Source organism: Paenibacillus pasadenensis (assembly GCF_002864175.1).
Classification (GTDB): Bacteria; Bacillota; Bacilli; order Paenibacillales; family Paenibacillaceae; genus Paenibacillus_O; species Paenibacillus_O pasadenensis.
In genome coordinates, this window is record NZ_NFEZ01000004.1 from 2,337,379 (window position 1) to 2,357,346 (window position 19,968).

Here is a 19,968-nt window from a genome sequence, read left to right on the forward strand (position 1 = left end):
AAACCAATCCAAGGAGGGATATGAACGATGAATTCCAAACGTCAAACGATCTGGCTGGTGTCGATGCTTAGCCTGATGGTCGTGCTGTCCGCTTATTATCTGTTCACGGAGGATGCGGGTACGAAAGGCTTGGCCGATACGGCCCAGACGCAGGCGGGAGCGGCCGAGGTGTCGCAGACGGACGGCATCGAAGTGCAGCAGGTGACGGGCGACGGCGCGCTGGACGCTGAAGCGGCCGCGGAAGCGGCGGAGACGGCGGAGTCGGCGGAGTCGGCAGAGCCAGGCAAGGACGCGGCGGGCGCAGACAAGGAGACCGCTGCGGACGGCGGGCTGTCGCCGGAGGATCAGGCGGTGCTGCAGCAGTATGAGTCGAGCGGCTCCTCCAGCCAGTTCACGGAACTCGGCCTCCGCTCGCAGGAGCGGGTCAACGCGGAATACGACAAGATCATGCAGAAGATTTCCGACGTCAAGAGCGACAGCGAGACGTCCGCCAAGGCCGTCACGGAGCTGGAGGGCTTCGAGGAGCGCCAGAGCAAGCTGACGGAGCTGCGCGGCCAGCTGGAGAAGGAGTTCAAGAACGTCGTCATCGACGAGAACGGCGATGCGGTCAAGGTCGTCGTCCAAAGCCAGAAGCTGGAGCGCAGCCAGGCGGCCGCGATCATCTCTACGGTCAGCGCGGCGCTCGACGTGAACGCGGGCGACGTGCTCGTGCAGTACCTGCCGTAGGCGGCAAACGAGGGGCTTTCCGGGCGATCCGGAAAGCCCCTTTTCGGCTGCTCGCAGGCCGGGCGGCGTCCCGAAGAGGAGGTTCGTTCCCGAGTTTGGCAGAATGACTCGTCCTCGGAGGGGCCATGTGCTATAATACACTACGTCATGGCCCCGGATGCGCTGCAAGGCCCCTGGCCATGGCCGCGCTTGGGCATGAGTGAGTACGCCTTTCAAGCTGCAATCGTCGAAGGAGTGAATCGCATTGTTCAAACTTAATGAAATCAAAGAGCTGATCAAGCTGATCGACCAGACTTCCGTGCACGAGTTCGAGATCGAGAACGAAGGAACGAAGCTTGCGATCCGCAAGCCGGGCAAGGCCGAAACCGTCTTCGTGCAAGGTGCGCCGGCGATCTCTACATATACGGCTCCGGCAGCCGAGCCTGCGGCTTCCGTCGCGGCCGCTGCGCCGGCTTCCGCCGCTCCTGCGGCTTCGGCCGCGCCGAAGGAGAACCTGCACCAGATCGTATCGCCGATGGTCGGCACGTTTTATGCCGCCTCCACGCCGGACAGCCCTCCGTACGTCTCGCCGGGCAGCAAGGTGACGGAGAAGAGCGTCGTCTGCATTCTCGAGGCGATGAAGCTGATGAACGAGCTCGAGGCCGAAGTCCGCGGCGAGATCGTGGAAGTGCTCGTGCAGAACGGCCAGCTGGTGGAATACGGCCAGCCGCTGTTCACGGTTCGTCCCGAATAAGCATGGTGCGTGAGGAGGAGACAAGCGCGTTGAAATTCCAAAAAATCCTGATCGCCAACCGCGGCGAAATCGCCGTGCGGATCATCCGGGCGTGCCGCGAGCTCGGCATCTCGACCGTCGCCGTCTATTCCGAGGCGGACCGGGACTCGCTGCATGTGCGCCTCGCCGACGAGGCCTACTGCATCGGGCCGACGCTGTCCAAGGACAGCTACCTGAACCTGACGAACATCATGAGCGTGGCGACGCTCACCGAATGCGACGCCATCCATCCGGGCTACGGCTTCCTCGCCGAAAACGCCGACTTCGCGGAGATCTGCGAATCCTGCAACATCACCTTCATCGGACCGTCCCCGTCGGCGATCAGCCGCATGGGCGACAAGGCGATGGCCAAGCAGACGATGAAGGACGCGCGCGTGCCGGTCATTCCCGGCTCCGACGGCATCATCGAGGATCTGGACGAAGCGGTGCGCATCGCGCGAGGCATCGGCTATCCGGTCATCATCAAGGCGACGGCCGGAGGCGGAGGCAAGGGCATCCGCATCGCCGAGAACGAGGAGGCGCTCGTGCAGCAGATCACGACGGCGCAGCAGGAAGCCCAAAAGGCGTTCGGCAACGCCGGCGTCTATCTGGAGAAATACTTGACGGGCATGAAGCATGTCGAGATCCAGATCATGGCCGACCGCCACGGCAACGCCGTGCATCTGTTCGAGCGGGACTGCTCCGTGCAGCGCCGCCGCCAGAAGCTGGTCGAGGAGGCGCCTTGTCCGGTGCTCAGCCCCGAGCTGCGCGAGCGGATGGGCGAGGCGGCGGTTCGCGCCGCGCTGGCCGTCGAGTATTGCGGCGCCGGCACGCTGGAATTCCTGCTCGGTCCCGACGGCCAGTTCTACTTCATGGAGATGAATACCCGGATCCAGGTCGAGCATCCGGTGACGGAGATGATTACCGGCATCGACCTCATCAAGGAAATGATCTCGGTCTGCGAGGGCAATCCGCTGTCCTTCCGCCAGGAGGAGCTGCAGATCGACGGCGTGTCGATCGAATGCCGCATCAATGCCGAGGACTCCGAGCGCAACTTCATGCCGTCGCCCGGCAAGATCGGCTTCTACCTGCCGCCTGGCGGCATCGGCGTCCGCGTCGACAGCTCGGCTTATCCGGGCTATACGATCTCGCCTCACTATGACTCGATGATCGCCAAGCTGATCGTATGGGCTCCGACCCGCGCCGAAGCGGTGAACCGCATGAAGCGCGCTTTGTCCGAGTTCGCGATCGAGGGCATCAAGACGACGATTCCGTTCCATCTCAAGCTGCTGGAGCATCCGATTTTCCTGGGCGGCCGCTTCGACATCAAGTTCCTCGAGGAGCATGATGTGAACAAGCCTTACGGCGACGAATCCGTGTCGGGCTGATCCGTTTGTCATAAAACTCGCCCAATGTTATAGTATAGGAATATGAAATCGGATGAGCCCCCGGCGTGCATCGGGGGACACCTACTCAACACGGAGGTGCGCCTAAGGATGAGCATCATGGCAGCAGACTACGAAAAGACGGATATCGGCACGATCCAGATCGCGCCGGAAGTCATCGAGGTCATCGCGGGACTGGCGACGATCGAGGTCGGCGGCGTAGCCGGAATGAGCGGAGGGCTGGCCGGCGGCATCGCCGAGCTGCTCGGCCGCAAGAACCTTTCCAAAGGCGTGAAGGTCGAGGTCGGCCATCGCGAGGCGGCCGTCGACGTGTCCATCATCGTCGAATACGGCAACCCGATTCCGGAGATCGCATCCGAAATCCAGCGCAACGTCAAGAAATCGATCGAGATGATGACCGGGCTGATCGTCGTCGAAGTGAACGTACATATCCATGACGTCTACTTCAAGGCCGGCGAGCGCATCGAAGAGGAAGACGCGGCGCTCCGAGTCAAATAAGCCAAACACCATCACCCCCTTGTGATTGGGCTGCCGCTCGGCGCAAGGGGGTTTATTCCGCTTTATGGGAGGTCAACTCGTCTTGAGCCGAATCGTGGACAGATTGCTCTTGTTTTTGTACAGCCTTGCGGCCGGCATCATCGCCATCATCGTCATCATCGCCAGCGCCGGCGGCATTCACCGGGAGGATGCAAGCGCGTTCTTAGCCGAATGGTACGACTCCGGCAGCGCGGTCCATCTGGCCATGCTGATCGGCGCCGTCCTGCTGCTGCTGCTCAGCCTGCGGATGTTCTACGTCGCCGTCCGGGTCAAGGGCGCCGCGTCGTCCTCGATCGACCAGCGCAACGATTTCGGCGATATCCGCATCTCGATGGATACGGTCGAGAGCCTCGTGCTGAAGGCGGCCGGCCGCCAGCGCGGCGTCAAGGATCTGAAGACCCGCATCACTACCGCCGAGGCGGGACTTGATATCGCCGTACGCGCGGTCGTGGACGGCGAGACGTCGATTCCCCAGCTGACGGAGGAGATCCAGCGGGCGGTCAAGGACCACGTGGAAGAGATTACGGGCATTCCCGTCGCGGCCGTGTCGGTGTTCGTCGCCAACGTCATTTCTTCCCCGTCCTTCAAGAGCCGCGTAGAATAGGAGGCCTGCAGCGATGTGGAGAGATTGGTGGGACGGATACGGCGGCAGGATCGTCGGCGTCGGCGCGGCGCTTTTTCTGGCGATCGTTTTCCTCGTATCCGGTTTTTGGGACATGCTCTTCGTCGGCCTGATCTTATGGGTCGGCTATGCGGCTGGCCAGCGCAAGGATACCGGCGGCGAGCCGCTCGTCCCGTGGCGGCGGATCGCCGCTTGGGTCGAGCAACGCTTCGGGCGGTATCGCTGATTCTGTGGTCTCCTCCGTACTTCGGACCTGCCGCGCGACTCGCGCGGCTGTTCGGAGCAGGGAGGAGATCATAGGTTTTTTTTACGACTAAATCAAGCTAAGCTCAGGAGGCATTATGAAACGAAGGTTGGCGCGTGAGATAGCGGTACAGAGCCTGTACCAAATGGAAATGAACGAGGTGTCGGCGGAAGAGGCGGTAGCGATGCTGCTCGCCGAGGCGCGGGAGGAGAACGAGGCCGGAGCCGGGAAGCTGGATGCCGGCGAGACGGGAGAGTTCGCCAAGGAGCTCGTGCACGGCGTGCTGGAGCGCAAATCGGCCATCGACGAGATGCTGCAGCAGTATTTGACCGGCTGGCAGGTGGACCGCCTGTCCAAGGTGGACCATCAGGTGCTGCGTCTGGCATGCTACGAGCTCGTGTTCCGCACCGACGTTCCGCCCAAGGCGGTCGTGAACGAGGCGATCGAGCTGTCCAAGCGCTTCGGCACGGACGAGTCGGGCAAGTTCGTCAACGGCGTGCTCGGCCGCCTCATCGCCGAGCTGGACAAGCTCAAGGCCAACTGACGCAAGCTCTAGATTCGAGGGGAGAGATCGGGATGAGCGCAAAGGTGATCGACGGCAAGCGCATCGCGCAGGAAATTCGGGAGGAGATCCGTCTGGAGACGGCGCGGCTGAAGGAGCGGGGCATCGTGCCCGGCCTGGCGGTCGTGCTCGTCGGCGGAGACCCGGCATCGGCTGTCTACGTCGGCAGCAAGGAGAAGACATGCAAGGAGATGGGCTTCCACTCCGAAGTCCACCGCCTGCCGGAGGAGACGACGGAGGAGCAGCTGCTGGCGCTCGTCTCCGATCTGAACCGGAACGAAGCGGTGCACGGCATCCTCGTGCAGCTGCCGCTGCCGAAGCATATCCATGAAAAGGCGGTCATCGACGCGATCGCCGTCGAGAAGGACGTCGACGGCTTCAGCCCGCAAAGCACCGGCAACCTCGTCATCGGCGACGAAAGCCTGCTGCCCTGCACGCCTGCCGGCATCATCGAGCTGATCCGGCGCGCGGGCGTCGATCCCGCCGGCAAGCATGCCGTCGTCATCGGCCGCAGCAACATCGTCGGCAAGCCGGTCGCGATGCTGCTGCTGCGCGAGAACGCGACGGTCACCATCTGCCATTCCCGCACCGACAATATGGAGGCGATCGCTTCCCAGGCCGACATCCTCGTCGTCGCCATCGGCAAGCCCAAAGCGATCGGCCGCCGCTATGTCAAGCCGGGAGCGGTCGTCATCGACGTCGGCGTCAACCGGCTGGAGACCGGCAAGCTCGCCGGCGACGTCGATTACGACGATTGCCTGGACGTCGCCGGCGCGATCACGCCGGTGCCGGGCGGCGTCGGCCCGATGACGATCGCGATGCTGATGCAGAACACGCTCAAGGCGGCGAAGCGGAAAGCGGGCGTGTAGCCCGTGACGGATACGCCGAGGATCTATTCGGTCAAGGAGCTGACCCGATACATCAAGATGAAGCTGGAGGGAGACCGCCTGCTCGGGGACGTCTGGATCCGGGGCGAGATCTCGAACTTCACGCATCATTCCAGCGGCCATATGTACTTCACGATCAAGGACAAGGACAGCCGCCTCAAATGCATCATGTTCGCCAGCCACAACCAGCGGCTGCCGTTCCGTCCGCGCGAAGGCGCGAAGGTCATCGCGCGCGGCAACATCTCCGTCTACGAACGGGACGGAAACTATCAGTTCTACTGCATCTCCATGCAGCCGGATGGACTCGGCAGCCTGTATCTCGCCTACGAGCAGCTCAAGGCCAAGCTCGAGGAGGAAGGGCTGTTCGCGGAGTCGCGCAAGCGGGAGCTGCCCCGTCATCCGTCGGTCGTCGGCGTCGTCACGTCGCCGACCGGAGCGGCGGTGCGCGACATCATCACGACGCTGCAGAGACGCTATCCGGCCGCGGCGATCCTCGTCTATCCCGCCGTCGTGCAAGGCGCCGGAGCCGCGCCGTCGATCGTCAAGGGCATCGAGGCGATGAACCGGCACGGCCGCGCGGACGTGCTCATCGTCGGCCGCGGCGGCGGCTCGCTGGAGGAGCTGTGGGCGTTCAACGAGGAGACGGTGGCGCGCGCGATCGCCGCTTCGGCGATTCCGGTCATATCGGCTGTCGGCCACGAGACCGATTTTACGATCGCTGACTTCGCGGCTGACCGGAGGGCGGCGACGCCGACGGCCGCCGCCGAGCTCGCGGCTCCCCATATCGGGGAGATCGGCGAATCGCTCCGGCGGCTGGAGCAGCGTCTGCATGCCGCGATGGAGCGGACGCTGGACAGCCGCAGGCAGCGGCTGCAGAGGGCGCGCCGCTCTCCTTATTTTGTCCATCCGAGGCGTTATCTGCTGGATCAGGCGCAGCGGCTGGACCGGCTGACGCAGCGGCTCGAGGAGCTGGCTCGGCGACTGCCGGAGCGCTCGGGCCAGCGGCTGGAGCGGCTGGAGCGGAGGTTGCAGAGCCAGTCGCCTTCCAGCCGCGCCGCTTTTGCCGGGCGGGACCTGAGGCAGCTGGACGAGCGGCTCGCCAAAGCGGCGCGAGGCGCCGTCAAGGACGCTCGCCAGCGGATCCTCTCCTCGGTGCGGCAGCTCGACGCGCTCAGTCCGCTCAAGGTCATGGCGCGCGGCTACAGTCTCGTATATGAAGATAGCAACGATAAGCTGGTCCGCTCCGTAAAGGATCTGGAGCCAGGCGATCTGATCCAGGTGCGGCTGCCGGACGGACGTGCCGAATGCCATGTGTGGGCGATCAAGGAGGATGAGCAGGAATGAGCGATAGCAAGCAGGATCAGGCGCTGAGCTTCGAGCAGGCGATGGAAAAGCTGGAAGGCATCGTCGGTCGTCTAGAGAGCGGGGACGTCCCGCTGGAGACGGCGATCGAGCTGTTCCAGGAGGGCATGGAGCTTTCCCGCCTGTGCGGCGGCAAGCTGGAGCAGGTCGAGCGCCGCATCGAGACGCTGCTGGAACGAGGCGCGGGCCTTGCGACCGAGCCTTTCGACGCGCTGCCGGACGATCGGGGAGAAGCCCGATGAGCGCGCAGCCGATGCTGGCAGATTATTTGGCGACGAATGCGGCCCTCATCGAGGCGGAGCTGAAGCGGTCGCTGCCCGAAGCATGGGCCGTGCCGCCGCGCCTGCGGGAGTCGATGGACTACTCCTTGTCGGCGGGAGGCAAGCGGCTCCGTCCGGTGCTCGTGCTGGCCGCCGCCGAGGCGGCCCGAGGCGGGGAGGCGGATCGCGAGGCGGCGCTGCGCGTCGCTTGCGCGGTGGAGATGATCCACACGTACTCGCTCATCCACGACGACCTGCCCGCGATGGACAATGACGATTACCGCCGCGGCAAGCCGACAAACCATAAGGTGTTCGGTGAAGCGATGGCGATCCTTGCCGGCGACGGGCTGCTGACGCATGCGTTCCACATGGCGTCCTCGGCGCGCCGCTTCGGCGCGGACACGGCCGTCGTGCTCGACATCGTCGAGGACCTGTCGCGGCTGTCCGGCCCGGCCGGCATGGTCGGCGGCCAGGCGGCCGACATGCAGGGCGAGCAAGGCGCGACGACGCTGCCCGAGCTCCAATATATCCATGAGCACAAGACGAGCGATCTGGTCATCTTCTCCGTCACCGCCGGCGCTCGGCTCGGAGGAGCCAGCTCGGAGCAGCTGGCCCGGCTGGAGCAGTTCGGCCGCAAGCTCGGCCTCGCGTTCCAGATCCAGGACGACATCCTCGACCTGATCGGCGACGAGAGCAAGCTCGGCAAAAAGACGAACAGCGACACCGCCGCAGGGAAAGTGACGTATCCTTACCTCGTCGGAATGGACGAGAGCCGCAGGCTGCTCGGACAGTTCACCGCCGAAGCGAAGCAGGCTCTGCTCGAGGCGAGGCTTCCCAAGCCGGAGCGCCTCGCGGAGCTGGCCGACTACCTGATGAATCGCGACCGCTGAGGCGGGCATGAGGTTTCATGTCGCTTCGTATGGTATAATGGTGAATAATGTGTATTGACGGGACGGCGGGCGATCCGCCCGCCGCTCACGAAAGCGAGGAACCTATCGTGCTGCTCGACAAACTAAACGGACCCGAAGATCTGAAAGGCCTGTCCGTGCCGGAGCTGGAACAGCTCGCAAGCGAGATCCGGGAGTTCCTGGTCCAAAAGCTCTCCGTGACGGGCGGACATCTGGCGCCGAATCTCGGCGTCGTGGAGCTGACGCTGGCGCTGCACTTCCTGTTCGACAGCCCGACGGACAAATTCATCTTTGACGTCGGCCACCAGTCCTACGTGCACAAGATCCTTACCGGCCGCAAGGACCGCTTCGATACGCTGCGCCAGCAAGGCGGCCTATGCGGCTTCATCAAGCGGAGCGAAAGCGATCATGACGTCTGGGAGGCTGGCCACAGCAGCACGTCGCTGTCGGCCGCCATGGGCATGGCGATGGCGCGCGACTTCAGAGGCGGGACCAACAAGGTCGTCGCGGTCATCGGCGACGGCGCCCTGACCGGAGGCATGGCGCTGGAGGCGCTCAACCATATCGGCCACGAGAAGCGCGACATGATCGTCGTCCTGAACGACAACGAGATGTCGATCGCGCCGAACGTCGGCGCGATGCATCAGTATCTCGGCCGCATCCGCACCGACCGCCATTACCAAAAGGCCAAGGAGGATCTTCAGTCGCTGCTGCAGAAGGTGCCGGCGATCGGGGGCAAGCTGGCCAAGACGGCGGAGCGGTTCAAGGACAGCCTCAAGTATCTGCTCGTCAGCGGCATCCTTTTCGAGCAGTTCGGCCTGCATTACATCGGACCGGTCGACGGACACGACCTCGAAGGGCTGCTCGAGACGCTGCAGCAGGCGTCGAACGTGCAAGGGCCGGTGCTCGTGCATGTCGTCACGGTCAAGGGGAAAGGCTACAAGCCGGCGGAGGCCGATTCGTTCAAATGGCATGGTGCCTCGCCATACAAGATCGAATCGGGCCAGATGCTGAAGGCGGTCGGTCCGCCGATGTACACGGACGTCTTCGGCGACGCGCTGATCGAGCTGGCCGAGCGCGACGAGCGCATCGTCGCCGTCACGCCGGCGATGCCCGCCGGCTCCGGCCTGATGAAGTTCGCCGCGCGCTTCCCCGGCCGCATGATCGACGTCGGCATCGCGGAGCAGCATGCCGCCACGATGTCCGCCGCGCTCGCGATGGACGGCATGAAGCCGGTCTACGCCGTCTACTCGACGTTCCTGCAGCGGGCGTACGACCAAGTCGTCCACGACATCTGCCGGCATAACGCCAACGTCATCTTCGCCATCGACCGGGCCGGCTTCGTCGGACCGGACGGAGAGACGCATCACGGGGTGTTCGACATTCCGTACCTGCGCCATATTCCGAACATCGTCCTGATGATGCCGAAGGACGAGAACGAGCTGCGCAACATGATGCAGACGGCCGTCGACTACAACGACGGACCGATCGCTGTGCGCTATCCCCGCATCAGCGGCAGGGGCGTCGAGCTCGATCCGGCGATGACGCCGATCCCGATCGGGACATGGGAAATCGTCCGGCCGGGAGACGCGGCGGCCGTCCTGGCGGTCGGCCCGATGGTCGAGGTCGCCGAGCAGGCGGCGGAGCTGCTTCGCCGCGACGGACTGTCGCTGCGTGTCGTCAACGCCCGCTTCATCAAGCCGCTCGACGGAGCGATGCTGGATGAGCTGGCCGACGAAGGCTTGCCGCTCATCGTCATGGAGGAAGGAGCGGTCATGGGCGGGCTCGGAAGCGCCGTCCAGGAGCATTTCGCCTTGACGGGCCGCTCGGGGGTCCGCGTCAGCCTGATCGGCATTCCCGACGAGTTCGTCGAGCATGCCTCCATCCAGGAGCAGCGCGAAGCCTGCGGCTTGACCGCGCAGCGGCTGGCGGCCGAGGTGCTGGCCGTGCAGCCGAGGCGCAAGCGCGCCACCAACCAGCATTCATGAACCCTTGTATGGCCTGCGGCGATCCGGCTGCAGGCCATTCTACGGTTATAAGGAGCGAACCGGAAGTGACGACCAAAGAACGAATCGACCTATTGCTCGTGGAGCTCGGCTATTACCCCAGCCGCGAGAAGGCGAAGGCCGCGCTCATGGCCGGCCTCGTGCTCGTGGACAACGAGCCGGTAGACAAAAGCGGAACGAAGGTGAGGCGCGACTCCGAGATCAAGGTCAAGGGAAGCCTCCATCCGTACGTCAGCCGAGGCGGGCTGAAGCTGGAGAAGGCGATCCGCGAGTTCGGCATCGCGATGGACGGACGGGTCATGCTCGACATCGGGGCTTCGACGGGAGGCTTCACCGACTGCGCCCTCCAGCACGGAGCCGCTTATGTGTACGCCATCGACGTCGGCTACAACCAGCTCGACTGGTCGCTGCGCCAGCATCCGCATGTGAAGGTGATGGAGCGGGTGAATTTCCGGTACATCCGTCCGGAGGATCTGTCCGGCCCGGCGCCGGACTGCGCCTCGATCGACGTCAGCTTCATCTCGCTCAAGCTGATCCTGCCGGCGCTCGCTCCGCTGCTGCCCCAAGGCGGCGAAGTCGCCGGCCTCATCAAGCCGCAGTTCGAGGCGGGGCGCGAAAAGGTCGGAAAAGCCGGCATCGTGCGCGATCCGGCCGTCCATCTGGAGGTGCTGCAGGCCGTATGCGGCGAGGCCGCAGCGGCCGGATTCAAGCTTGATGGCCTCACGTTCTCGCCGATCACCGGGGGCGAGGGCAACATCGAGTTCCTCGCGCATTGGGTGCGCGAGGACGGCGCGGCAGTTCCGGACGGAGAGCTGCTGGAGAGAATCGTGACCGAGGCTTCGGCTCATTTCCATTCCGGCAAATAATTCCGTCCCCCTCTTTACAAGCAAACGCATGTTCTGCTATTCTGAATTCAGCAAACAAATGTTCGGACTTCTCTCCAGCTCCGCCGGAAGGAAATCCGCCGTCGAAAAGCGAATGTTACCCTCACCATGAAGCGGGAGGGATCGCTTGGACCGGCTGGTGATGGTAATCTCGGCGCTGTTGATCGTGTATTGGGCCTACCGGGCCTTCTACAACTGGCTTCATGAGCCCAAGGGACTGAAGCGGCTCGTGCTCGGCCGCGGAGAGATATTGGCCCCGGACGACCCGCATGTGCTTTTTCTCGAATCGCACGGATACGAGGTCGTCTCGGGCAAGCATCGCGTTCCGCTCGTCGTCGACCTGGACGGGCAGGAGCTGGCGAGCCGCCTGTATGTGGATTACGTGGCGATCCGCGACGGCGACATGTATGCCGTCAAGCTCATGCGCGAGCGTCAGCCGCTGGACTGGACAGGCAGCGGCTTGCGGGACCGGCTCCTCGTCTTCCACCTCCTGCTTCCGGAGCTGGAGGGCATACTGGTGATCGACACCGAGGAGAATAGGATCAGGACGGTTAAATTCGAGGTAAACGAAGTACCGAAAAAGAAGGAGGCCTGAAGCATGAAAGGACTACGCCATGTCAAGATCCGCGAGATCATCGGACGGCATGTCATCGAGACGCAGGACGAGCTTGTGGAAGCTCTGCGCACCGCCGGGCTGCAGGTGACCCAGGCGACCGTGTCGCGCGACATCAAGGAGCTGCAGCTGATCAAGATTCCGTCCGAGGATGGCCGCTACAAATATTCCTTGCCGCAGGAGCAGCGCTTCATCCCGGTGAACAAGCTCAAGCGCGCGATGCTCGACAACTTCCTGCATGTCGACCAGGCGGAAAACCTCGTCGTCATGAAGTGCCTGCCGGGCACGGCCAACGCGATCGCCTCGCTCGTCGACGGCATGGAATGGCCGGAGATCATGGGCACGATCAGCGGGGACGACACCTTGCTGCTGATTTGCCGCAAGAAGGAGCACGGCAGCAAGATCGTCGAGCAGCTGCTCGCCATGATGAACTGATTTCATATCCATTCGGATCAAAGGAGTGTTTTTATGCTTCGCGAACTGTCCATTCGAAATCTTGCCGTCATCGAAGAAGTGACCGTCGGCTTCCACGACGGCTTCCATGTGCTGACTGGGGAGACCGGCGCCGGAAAATCCATTCTGATCGATGCGCTCATCCTGCTCATCGGCGGGAGGGGATCGTCCGACATGGTCCGTTACGGATGCGACAAAGCGGAGATGGAGGCCTCCTTTGAGCTGGGATCCGCCCATCCGGTCTGGCATGTGCTGCAGCGGCTCGGGCTTAAAGGCAGCTCCGAGGATCTGCTGACGGTCCGGAGGGAGCTGTCCGCTCAGGGCAAGAGCTCATGCCGGATCAACGGCTCCATCGCCAACCTGACGATGCTGCGCGAAATCGGCGAATGCCTCGTGAACGTCCATGGACAGCACGAGCATCAGTCGCTACTGCGGACCGAGCAGCATCTGGAATGGCTAGACCTGTTCGCCGGGGAGCAGGTGGCGGAGCTGAAGCGGGCTTACCAAGCGGCGTTCTTCCGGTACGGGGAGCTTCGCTCCTCGTTGAAGAGCTTGATGGAGGGCAGCCGCCAAAATATGCAGATGCTCGACCTGTACAAGTTCCAGCTGGAGGAGATCCGTTCGGCCGCGCTCCGCAAGGACGAATGGGAGCAGCTCCAGCAAGAGAAGGAGACGCTGGCGCATGCGGACAAGATCATGTCGCATGCGGCCGGCGCTTACGGACTGCTGCATGACAGCGGGGCGCTGGAGTCGATGGCTGCCGCCATCGCCAAGCTGGAGGAGATCGCCCCTTATCAGCCGACGCTGCTTGAGCCGCTCGTGGAGCAGATCAAGGGCGCGTATTTCCAAGCGGAGGATGCGGTCCATCAGCTCCGCGGCTATCAGGAAGGCATCCAATCCGATCCGGAGCGTCTAGCCAGCATCGAGGACCGGATCACGCTGCTGAAAGGGCTTCGCCGCAAATATGGGGACACCTTGCCGGATATTATGGCCTATTACAAAAAAATCAAGCATGAAGCGAGCCTGATCGAAAATCGCGACGATCATATTCGCGAGCTCAAAGCCGCGCTGAAGGAAGCGTATGCGGAAGCGGCAGAGCTGGCCGAGCGGCTGTCGGCAAGACGAAAGCAAGCCGGAGAGCTGCTGTCCGTCTCCGTCGAGTCCCAGCTCAAGGATCTCGGCATGGGACGTACGCAGTTCAGAGCCCATGTGGACGCCCAGCCTGCGGAGGAATCCTACAAGCTGACGCTGCATGGCATCGACGAAGCCGGATTCCTGCTCGCTCCGAACCCGGGCGAGCCGCTCAAGCCGCTCAGCAAGATCGCCTCCGGCGGCGAGATGTCGCGCATCATGCTTGCGCTCAAGAGCATCTTCGCCGAGATCGATCAGGTGCCCGTGCTTATCTTCGACGAGGTCGATACCGGCGTCAGCGGACGCGCCGCTCAAGCGATAGCGGAAAAGTTGTCGCAATTATCCGGCAAATGCCAGGTATTCTCCATTACGCATCTGCCGCAGGTGGCCTGCATGGCCGATTACCATTATGAGATCAGCAAGCATGTCGTCCACGACCGGACCTCCACCTCGGTCAAGGAGCTCACCGACCGGGAGCGGATCGAGGAGCTGGCGCGGATGCTCGGCGGCGTCGAAGTGACGGACAAGACGAGGCATCATGCACAGGAAATGCTTGTGCTGGCAGATCGCCAAAAAGGAGCCTGAGTCAGGCTTTCAGGGAAGGTTTTGATGGACATAAATCGGGGGGGCGGGGGTACCTTATAGGTACGCAAATGGCGAGACCAATCGTCAAGCGATGGAACTACAGGGAGCGTGAGATCATGAACGCCAACCAGCGCAAGCGGTGGTTCGGATTAGTTCTCGTATTCTTCGTTTGCATGATCGGCATCTCCAGTCCGTTCCAAAATTATGCCTCCTTCCCGAATGAACTGCGTTTATTCTCCGGGCAAATGAAACGGCTGGACTATCATATGCCTGTCCATGCGGACATGACGGTGGATTCCTCCATCCTTCATGTCAACGGCAAAGCGGAGCATCGCCAGTTGCTGGATCTAAAAAAGCCGATATCCCTTGAACCGCGACAAACCGGGCAAGCCGTCCTGTCTTTGAAGCTGTTCGGCAAGATTCCATTCAAGACCGTTCATGTCGATGTCGTCCCTGATCTCAAAGTCATCCCCGGCGGACAAACGATCGGAGTCAAGGTCAAGTCTGCAGGCGTTCTTGTCGTCGGCCATCATCTTGTAGGAGAAAAAGGCGATGCCAAAGTCTCGCCCGGCGAGCAAGCCGGCCTCCGTCTCGGCGATCTGATCGTCGAAATCGACGGCCGCAAGGTGCGGGAAGTCAAGGAAATCGCTCGCTACACCGAGATTGCAGGCTCCCGCGACCGTCCCCTGAAGCTGACGGTAAAGCGTTCCGGGAAGCTTTTGAACGTCAAGCTCAAGCCTTCCTATGACAAGGAAGACAGCGCGTGGAGGATCGGATTGTATATCCGCGATTCCGCCGCAGGCGTAGGGACACTGACGTTCTACGCGCCGGATCAAGGCGTATACGGAGCTCTCGGGCATGTCATCACCGACCTGGATACGGGCACGGCGATCGAAGTCGGCGACGGGCAAATCCTGGAGTCGAATGTAACGTCGATCAACAAAAGCCAAAACGGCGAGCCTGGCGAAAAGCGAGCCACCTTCGTCAACGAAAGCCATGTGCTCGGCAATATCGAACGGAATACTCCGTTCGGCATCTTTGGAAAAATGGAGCAGAAGCCCGGTCACGGCTATCAGGCCGAGGCGGTGCCGGTCGCTTTTTCGGAGGAAGTCCATGAAGGGCCGGCCGAGATCCTCACGGTGCTGAACGGTCAAAAGGTCGAACGGTTCAACGTCGAAATCAGCCACGTCAGCAAGCAGAAGCAGCCCGCGACAAAAGGCATGGTCATCAAAGTGACCGATCCGAAGCTTCTGGAGAAAACCGGAGGCATCGTGCAAGGCATGTCGGGCAGTCCGATTTTGCAGGATGGCAAGCTGATCGGAGCTGTGACGCATGTTTTCGTCAACGATCCTTCATCCGGTTATGGCTGTTTCATCGAGTGGATGCTGCATGATGCCGGCATTATTCTTCGTACGGCGAACAAAGATCTCAAGGCTGCTTAAAGCCTTGAGATCTTTGTTGGTTTTTATCGAATTTTATCGGATAAGATCGGGAAATGGAGTAAAATAATTATTATACCGAATTGAGAATCAAAAAGAAAGAAAAATAATATTCGACAGAAGGAAATCCCTTGGGGGTGTCGAAACGATAGTACAAGCAAAAAACAGACCATCCCAACGTGATGAAGGAGGACCAACCTTGCCAAAGATTGAGGTACTGCTGGCCGATGATAACCGTGAATTTACGAACCTGCTGTCCGAATACATAACGGAGCAGGAGGATATGGAAGTAACGGGCATCGCTTATAACGGCGAAGAAGTGCTGCGTCTGCTGAAGGAAACGGACCGCATCCCCGACGTGCTTATACTGGACATCATCATGCCTCATCTCGATGGGCTGGGCGTGCTGGAGAAGCTGCGTGAAAGCGGGCTCAATCCGATGCCGAAAATCATCATGCTGACCGCTTTCGGTCAAGAGAACATCACGCAAAAAGCCGTTCAGCTCGGCGCTTCGTACTATATCCTGAAGCCGTTCGACATGGAGATGCTGGCCAATCGCGTCCGCCAGCTCGTCGGCAACCAGGCGGTTGTGGCGACATCGAGCTCCGGCGCCTTCTCCTCCGCTTCGTCGATGATCAAGTCGAATGTCGTTCCGATCGCCAAAGGCAAAAACCTTGACGCGAACATTACGAGCATCATTCATGAAATCGGCGTTCCCGCCCATATCAAAGGCTACCAGTATTTGCGCGAAGCAATTACGATGGTGTACAACAACATCGAAATTCTTGGCGCCATCACCAAAACGCTTTATCCGGCAATCGCCGAAAAGTTCAAAACGACGCCATCGCGCGTCGAACGCGCGATCCGCCACGCGATCGAGGTCGCCTGGACGCGCGGCAACATCGACTCGATCAGCCATCTGTTCGGCTATACGATCAACATCAGCAAATCCAAGCCGACCAACTCGGAATTCATCGCGATGGTCGCCGACAAGCTGCGCATCGAGCATAAGGTGAGCTGAGCGGGGATGCCGCGGCGAGGGGAATAAAAAAAAGACCGTTGGGCCGATGGCCGCAACGGTCTTCTTTATCAGGCTACTTGCGGGAGCGGGCGCGGGATTTGACGGATTTCTTGGCCGATTTCTTGCGGGAAATCGTAGAACGGTCATAACCTTCGTGATTATGCCCTTCTTCAGATACCGACTCGACTCCGCCTACGTTTTCGTCGCGACAAATATATTTGTACACGTCGCAGCGGACCGGAACGCAGTGATGCCGCGTGACGATCTCGATCGGGTGGACCACCGTGACTTGTTGAGGATGATACACATCGCGGTATACGGTTTGAACGGGATCGACGACCGTTTCGGGAGAGCAATGAGAATGACGGCAGGACATTGGGAAAAGCTCCTTTCCTTCGTGAGATGCTACATTGTACGAGTCCGAAGGAAAGATTGCTTGTGCCAATGCCATGGCGGGCTAAACGTTGGGTCTCGGGCGCTTCTTCTTGAAGCGGGGAGCGACGTAATTGTGCTTGCGGTCGCGGAAGAAAATCCAGCCGCCGATGAAGCCGATGCCGACCGCGAACAGAATGAAGCCGACAATGAACGTCAGCCAGCTGAATTTCGGTATGACGGCGTCGTTGCCGAACGCGGCAAAATAGTCGAACGTAGCCGTTTTCATCTGGAGAAAGCCAAAACAGGCGACGATGCCGGGAATGACCAGAATGAGAATGGCGACAAACCTGGAAATGACTGCTTTCATGTCGTTCTCTCCTTCAACCGACCTGATTGCGGAAAAATGAGGCCAAGTGCAGGAACAGCCTTATTTCATCATACTTCAACAAATGCCGGCTTGTCCATGCGGTGTTCTTCTCCGGCGAAAAGGAGTAGAATAGGTTCTCGGAGGAGAAGGGAATGTCCCCCTTCACCTCGACATGACGAATGCGGAAGCGTTCCGCATGCAACGGAAGGGATCGATCGCATGCCAATTCAAGTGGACGTCGCCGTGCTCGGCGGCGGGCCCGGAGGCTACACAGCCGCTATCCGAGCCGCGCAAGAGGGAAAAAAAGTCGCGATTGTGGAGCAAGCCAAGCTGGGCGGCACTTGCCTGCATCAAGGATGCATACCGAGCAAGGCGCTGCTGCGCAGCGCGGAGGTCTATGCTACCTTGCTCCATGCAGATACATATGGAATCAAAGTGGACCGGGAAGCGGTGAAGCTTGACTTCGCCGGCGTGCAAGAGCGCAAGGAAAAAACGGTCGATCAGCTGCATCGAGGGCTGCAACAGCTCATGAAAAAGCATGGGATCGAAATCATCCGAGGCCGGGGACGGATCATCGGACCGTCGATCTTCTCGCCAAAAAGCGGCTCGCTGGCCGTGGAGCTGGAGGACGGCGAGATGGAGTCCGTCGTCTCCCGTCATCTGATCGTCGCGACCGGCTCCCGGCCGCGGCTGCTGCCGGGATTGGAAGCGGATGGCGAGCAGGTGCTGACGAGCGATGACGCCTTGCGCATGGAGACGCTGCCTTCTTCGATGCTGATCGCCGGAGGCGGCGTCATCGGCATCGAATGGGCGTCGATGCTGAGCGACTTCGGCGTAAGCGTGACGCTCGTGGAAGCCGCATCGCGCGTGCTGCCGGGAGAGGATTCGGACGTATCCGCGGCCGTCTCCAAAGCGCTGGCGGCACGCGGCGTGCGTATTCTGACCGGCGCCGCGCTGCTGCCGGAATCGTTGCGCAAGGACGGCGACGGAGTGAGCGTGGCTGTCCGCAAGGGAGAGACGGAGGAGCGGCTGCAGGCGCAGAGGCTTCTCGTCTCGATCGGACGCCAGGCCAACGTAGAGGGCATCGGCCTGGAAAATACCGACATCGCCGTGCAGGACGGCTGGATCAAGGTGAAGCCGACGCTGCAGACCGCTGAGCCGCATATCTATGCGATCGGCGATGTCACCGGCGGGGTGCAGCTGGCTCATGCCGCCGCTCATGAAGGCATCGCCGCCGTCGAGCATCTGCTCGGACTCGCTCCGCATCCGGCGGCGCCGCATCGCATTCCGCGCTGCGTCTACAGCCGCCCGGAGACGGCCAGCGTCGGCTATACGGAGGAGCAGGCGCGCGCCGCGGGCCATGATCCGATCACGGCCAGGATTCCGTTCGCGGCGATCGCCAAGGCGATCGTGCAAGGCGATCCGGACGGCTTCGTCAAGGTGATCGCCGACCGCGGCACGCAGGATCTGCTCGGCGTGCATATGGTCGGCGCTCATGTGACGGAGCTGATCGCCGAGGCTTCGCTGGCGCAGTTCCTCGATGCGGCTCCATGGGAGGTCGGAGCGAGCTTCCATCCGCATCCAAGCTTGTCGGAGGGGCTCGGCGATGCGATGCTGGCGACGCTCGGCAAATCGCTGAGCTTCTAAGAAGGGACGACCGGCGAAGCGGCCGGTCATCCCGCTGCGAAGGCGAAGGGAATCGGCCGGAGGACGGCAAAGGTTCCCTTTTTCCTTCTTGAGCGTTATAATACTGCTATCAAGTATTAGTACCAGGTATCAAAACTGGAGATGAAGGAGGTTCCTCCATGAGCCGACAACAGGTGGATTCCCGCCATCGCGAGCTGGGCTTGTCCGACGAGGAAGCCGTCGGAATGTACAAGATGATGAGGAGCGCGAGGATGTTCGACGAGCGGGTGCTGCTGCTGCAGCGCGCCGGCAAGATCAACTTCCACGTCTCCGGCATCGGACAGGAGGCGGCTCAGGTCGCGGCCGCGTGGGCGCTCGATCGGGACGAGGACTATTTCCTCCCGTACTATCGCGACTACGGCTTCGTGCTGTCGGTGGGCATGACGCTGCGCGAGCTGATGCTCTCGGTGTTCGCCAAGGCGGAGGATCCGACGAGCGGCGGCCGGCAGATGCCGGGCCATTTCGGCCACAAGAAGCTGCGCATCGTTACGGGCTCGTCTCCCGTGACGACACAGGTGCCGCATGCGGTCGGCATCGCGCTCGCCGCCAAGATGAAGGGGCAGAAGCTGGTCAGCTTCGTGACGTTCGGCGAGGGCTCGAGCAATCAGGGCGATTTTCATGAAGGCTGCAACTTCGCGGGCGTCCACAAGCTGCCGGTCATCCTCATGTGCGAGAACAACCAGTATGCGATCTCCGTGCCGGTGCACAAGCAGCTCGGCGGCCGTGTCGCGGATCGCGCTCTAGGCTACGGCTTCGAGGGGCTGCGCGTAGACGGCAACGACGCGCTGGCCATATACGCCGCGGTCAAGGAAGCCCGCGAGCGGGCGCTTGCCGGCGGCGGACCGACGCTGATCGAAGCGATGATGTACCGGCTGTCGCCGCATTCCACCTCGGACAACGACCTGGCCTACCGGACCAAGGAAGAGGTCGAGGAAAATCGCGGCCGCGACGGCGTAGCGGCGTTCAAGCGCTACCTGGAGGAAGCCGGCATCTGGAGCGCGGAGCAGGAAGACGAGCTCGCCGCGGCGATCCGCAAGGAAATGGACGAGGCGACGCGCTACGCGGACGAGGCTCCGTTCCCGACGCCGGAGAGCACGCTCTGGCATGTGTATGAAGGCGATGCGCCGCAAGGAGGACGTTAAC

22 protein-coding genes are annotated in these 19,968 nt (G+C 61.7%); 20 read left to right on the forward strand and 2 right to left on the reverse strand.

Annotation, left to right across the window (positions count from 1 at the left end):
• Positions 1 to 27: 27 nt before the first annotated feature.
• The 18 genes from B8V81_RS19480 to spo0A all read left to right on the forward strand — a co-directional run bounded on the left by B8V81_RS19480 (position 28) and on the right by spo0A (position 16,397).
• Positions 28 to 726, forward strand: coding sequence for a SpoIIIAH-like family protein (locus tag B8V81_RS19480; protein WP_101809010.1), 699 nt, complete (start codon positions 28 to 30; stop codon positions 724 to 726).
• Positions 727 to 970: 244 nt separating this feature from the next.
• Positions 971 to 1,459 carry an acetyl-CoA carboxylase biotin carboxyl carrier protein gene (gene accB / locus B8V81_RS19485; protein WP_028599859.1) on the forward strand — a complete coding sequence of 163 codons (489 nt, stop codon included), beginning with the start codon at positions 971 to 973 and terminating at the stop codon, positions 1,457 to 1,459.
• Between the two features lie 29 nt (positions 1,460 to 1,488).
• Positions 1,489 to 2,865 carry an acetyl-CoA carboxylase biotin carboxylase subunit gene (gene accC, locus B8V81_RS19490; protein WP_028599858.1) on the forward strand — a complete coding sequence of 459 codons (1,377 nt, stop codon included), beginning with the start codon at positions 1,489 to 1,491 and terminating at the stop codon, positions 2,863 to 2,865.
• 108 nt (positions 2,866 to 2,973) lie between these two features.
• Positions 2,974 to 3,381 (forward strand): Asp23/Gls24 family envelope stress response protein, encoded by a 408-nt coding sequence (locus B8V81_RS19495; protein WP_028599857.1) that lies wholly within the window; start codon positions 2,974 to 2,976, stop codon positions 3,379 to 3,381.
• 82 nt (positions 3,382 to 3,463) lie between these two features.
• A complete protein-coding gene (amaP, locus tag B8V81_RS19500; protein WP_028599856.1) occupies positions 3,464 to 4,024 on the forward strand; it encodes an alkaline shock response membrane anchor protein AmaP in 561 nt (186 codons plus the stop codon).
• 13 nt (positions 4,025 to 4,037) lie between these two features.
• On the forward strand, positions 4,038 to 4,268 hold the full coding sequence (locus tag B8V81_RS19505) for a DUF2273 domain-containing protein (RefSeq protein ID WP_028599855.1): 231 nt from the start codon (positions 4,038 to 4,040) through the stop codon (positions 4,266 to 4,268).
• 115 nt (positions 4,269 to 4,383) lie between these two features.
• A complete protein-coding gene (gene nusB, locus B8V81_RS19510; RefSeq protein ID WP_028599854.1) occupies positions 4,384 to 4,830 on the forward strand; it encodes a transcription antitermination factor NusB in 447 nt (148 codons plus the stop codon).
• A gap of 32 nt (positions 4,831 to 4,862) precedes the next feature.
• The gene (gene folD / locus B8V81_RS19515; RefSeq protein WP_028599853.1) at positions 4,863 to 5,717 is read left to right on the forward strand and encodes a bifunctional methylenetetrahydrofolate dehydrogenase/methenyltetrahydrofolate cyclohydrolase FolD; all 855 of its coding nucleotides are present in this window, start codon (positions 4,863 to 4,865) and stop codon (positions 5,715 to 5,717) included.
• A 3-nt stretch (positions 5,718 to 5,720) separates the two neighbouring features.
• The gene (gene xseA / locus B8V81_RS19520) at positions 5,721 to 7,079 is read left to right on the forward strand and encodes an exodeoxyribonuclease VII large subunit (protein WP_028599852.1); all 1,359 of its coding nucleotides are present in this window, start codon (positions 5,721 to 5,723) and stop codon (positions 7,077 to 7,079) included.
• Positions 7,076 to 7,339, forward strand: coding sequence for an exodeoxyribonuclease VII small subunit (gene xseB, locus B8V81_RS19525; protein ID WP_028599851.1), 264 nt, complete (start codon positions 7,076 to 7,078; stop codon positions 7,337 to 7,339). The genes xseA and xseB overlap by 4 nt, the downstream gene beginning before the upstream one ends.
• Positions 7,336 to 8,247 (forward strand): polyprenyl synthetase family protein, encoded by a 912-nt coding sequence (locus B8V81_RS19530; protein WP_028599850.1) that lies wholly within the window; start codon positions 7,336 to 7,338, stop codon positions 8,245 to 8,247. Before xseB ends, B8V81_RS19530 begins: the two co-directional genes overlap by 4 nt.
• Before the next feature lie 47 nt (positions 8,248 to 8,294).
• Entirely contained in the window at positions 8,295 to 10,253 is a 1,959-nt protein-coding gene (dxs, locus tag B8V81_RS19535) for a 1-deoxy-D-xylulose-5-phosphate synthase (protein ID WP_373864115.1), read from the forward strand.
• An 8-nt stretch (positions 10,254 to 10,261) separates the two neighbouring features.
• On the forward strand, positions 10,262 to 11,137 hold the full coding sequence (locus B8V81_RS19540) for a TlyA family RNA methyltransferase (RefSeq protein WP_052333434.1): 876 nt from the start codon (positions 10,262 to 10,264) through the stop codon (positions 11,135 to 11,137).
• A gap of 145 nt (positions 11,138 to 11,282) precedes the next feature.
• Positions 11,283 to 11,750, forward strand: a complete 468-nt coding sequence (locus tag B8V81_RS19545) for a hypothetical protein (RefSeq protein WP_028599847.1) — start codon at positions 11,283 to 11,285, stop codon at positions 11,748 to 11,750.
• A gap of 3 nt (positions 11,751 to 11,753) precedes the next feature.
• Positions 11,754 to 12,203, forward strand: a complete 450-nt coding sequence (gene ahrC / locus B8V81_RS19550) for a transcriptional regulator AhrC/ArgR (RefSeq protein WP_028599846.1) — start codon at positions 11,754 to 11,756, stop codon at positions 12,201 to 12,203.
• Positions 12,204 to 12,236: 33 nt separating this feature from the next.
• Positions 12,237 to 13,937, forward strand: a complete 1,701-nt coding sequence (gene recN / locus B8V81_RS19555; RefSeq protein WP_028599845.1) for a DNA repair protein RecN — start codon at positions 12,237 to 12,239, stop codon at positions 13,935 to 13,937.
• 116 nt (positions 13,938 to 14,053) lie between these two features.
• A complete protein-coding gene (spoIVB, locus tag B8V81_RS19560; protein WP_028599844.1) occupies positions 14,054 to 15,379 on the forward strand; it encodes a SpoIVB peptidase in 1,326 nt (441 codons plus the stop codon).
• 196 nt (positions 15,380 to 15,575) lie between these two features.
• On the forward strand, positions 15,576 to 16,397 hold the full coding sequence (spo0A, locus tag B8V81_RS19565; RefSeq protein WP_101809011.1) for a sporulation transcription factor Spo0A: 822 nt from the start codon (positions 15,576 to 15,578) through the stop codon (positions 16,395 to 16,397).
• Positions 16,398 to 16,470: 73 nt separating this feature from the next.
• Here spo0A and B8V81_RS19570 read toward each other — a convergent pair whose 3' ends face one another.
• Both B8V81_RS19570 and B8V81_RS19575 read right to left on the reverse strand, forming a co-directional pair.
• A complete protein-coding gene (locus B8V81_RS19570; protein WP_084137433.1) occupies positions 16,471 to 16,773 on the reverse strand; it encodes a hypothetical protein in 303 nt (100 codons plus the stop codon).
• 81 nt (positions 16,774 to 16,854) lie between these two features.
• Complete coding sequence (locus tag B8V81_RS19575; protein WP_028599842.1) at positions 16,855 to 17,139, reverse strand: DUF2627 domain-containing protein; 285 nt, start codon at positions 17,137 to 17,139, stop codon at positions 16,855 to 16,857.
• A gap of 219 nt (positions 17,140 to 17,358) precedes the next feature.
• On the opposite strand from B8V81_RS19575, the gene lpdA reads away from it, so the two are divergent.
• A complete protein-coding gene (lpdA, locus tag B8V81_RS19580; RefSeq protein ID WP_101809012.1) occupies positions 17,359 to 18,786 on the forward strand; it encodes a dihydrolipoyl dehydrogenase in 1,428 nt (475 codons plus the stop codon).
• A gap of 158 nt (positions 18,787 to 18,944) precedes the next feature.
• On the forward strand, positions 18,945 to 19,967 hold the full coding sequence (locus tag B8V81_RS19585) for a thiamine pyrophosphate-dependent dehydrogenase E1 component subunit alpha (protein WP_101809013.1): 1,023 nt from the start codon (positions 18,945 to 18,947) through the stop codon (positions 19,965 to 19,967).
• Position 19,968 lies beyond the last annotated feature (1 nt).

What these genes read in the sequence shown, in the direction of transcription:
- B8V81_RS19480 (WP_101809010.1), top strand. Translation starts at nt 28, where the DNA reads ATGAATTCCAAACGTCAAACGATCTGGCTGGTGTCGATGCTTAGCCTG.
- B8V81_RS19495 (WP_028599857.1), top strand. Translation starts at nt 2,974, where the DNA reads ATGAGCATCATGGCAGCAGACTACGAAAAGACGGATATCGGCACGATC.
- B8V81_RS19505 (WP_028599855.1), top strand. Translation starts at nt 4,038, where the DNA reads ATGTGGAGAGATTGGTGGGACGGATACGGCGGCAGGATCGTCGGCGTC.
- nusB (WP_028599854.1), top strand. Translation starts at nt 4,384, where the DNA reads ATGAAACGAAGGTTGGCGCGTGAGATAGCGGTACAGAGCCTGTACCAA.
- folD (WP_028599853.1), top strand. Translation starts at nt 4,863, where the DNA reads ATGAGCGCAAAGGTGATCGACGGCAAGCGCATCGCGCAGGAAATTCGG.
- xseB (WP_028599851.1), top strand. Translation starts at nt 7,076, where the DNA reads ATGAGCGATAGCAAGCAGGATCAGGCGCTGAGCTTCGAGCAGGCGATG.
- B8V81_RS19530 (WP_028599850.1), top strand. Translation starts at nt 7,336, where the DNA reads ATGAGCGCGCAGCCGATGCTGGCAGATTATTTGGCGACGAATGCGGCC.
- dxs (WP_373864115.1), top strand. Translation starts at nt 8,295, where the DNA reads ATGTGTATTGACGGGACGGCGGGCGATCCGCCCGCCGCTCACGAAAGC.
- B8V81_RS19540 (WP_052333434.1), top strand. Translation starts at nt 10,262, where the DNA reads ATGGCCTGCGGCGATCCGGCTGCAGGCCATTCTACGGTTATAAGGAGC.
- ahrC (WP_028599846.1), top strand. Translation starts at nt 11,754, where the DNA reads ATGAAAGGACTACGCCATGTCAAGATCCGCGAGATCATCGGACGGCAT.
- recN (WP_028599845.1), top strand. Translation starts at nt 12,237, where the DNA reads ATGCTTCGCGAACTGTCCATTCGAAATCTTGCCGTCATCGAAGAAGTG.
- spoIVB (WP_028599844.1), top strand. Translation starts at nt 14,054, where the DNA reads ATGAACGCCAACCAGCGCAAGCGGTGGTTCGGATTAGTTCTCGTATTC.
- B8V81_RS19570 (WP_084137433.1), bottom strand. Translation starts at nt 16,773, where the DNA reads ATGTCCTGCCGTCATTCTCATTGCTCTCCCGAAACGGTCGTCGATCCC.
- B8V81_RS19575 (WP_028599842.1), bottom strand. Translation starts at nt 17,139, where the DNA reads ATGAAAGCAGTCATTTCCAGGTTTGTCGCCATTCTCATTCTGGTCATT.
- lpdA (WP_101809012.1), top strand. Translation starts at nt 17,359, where the DNA reads ATGCCAATTCAAGTGGACGTCGCCGTGCTCGGCGGCGGGCCCGGAGGC.
- B8V81_RS19585 (WP_101809013.1), top strand. Translation starts at nt 18,945, where the DNA reads ATGAGCCGACAACAGGTGGATTCCCGCCATCGCGAGCTGGGCTTGTCC.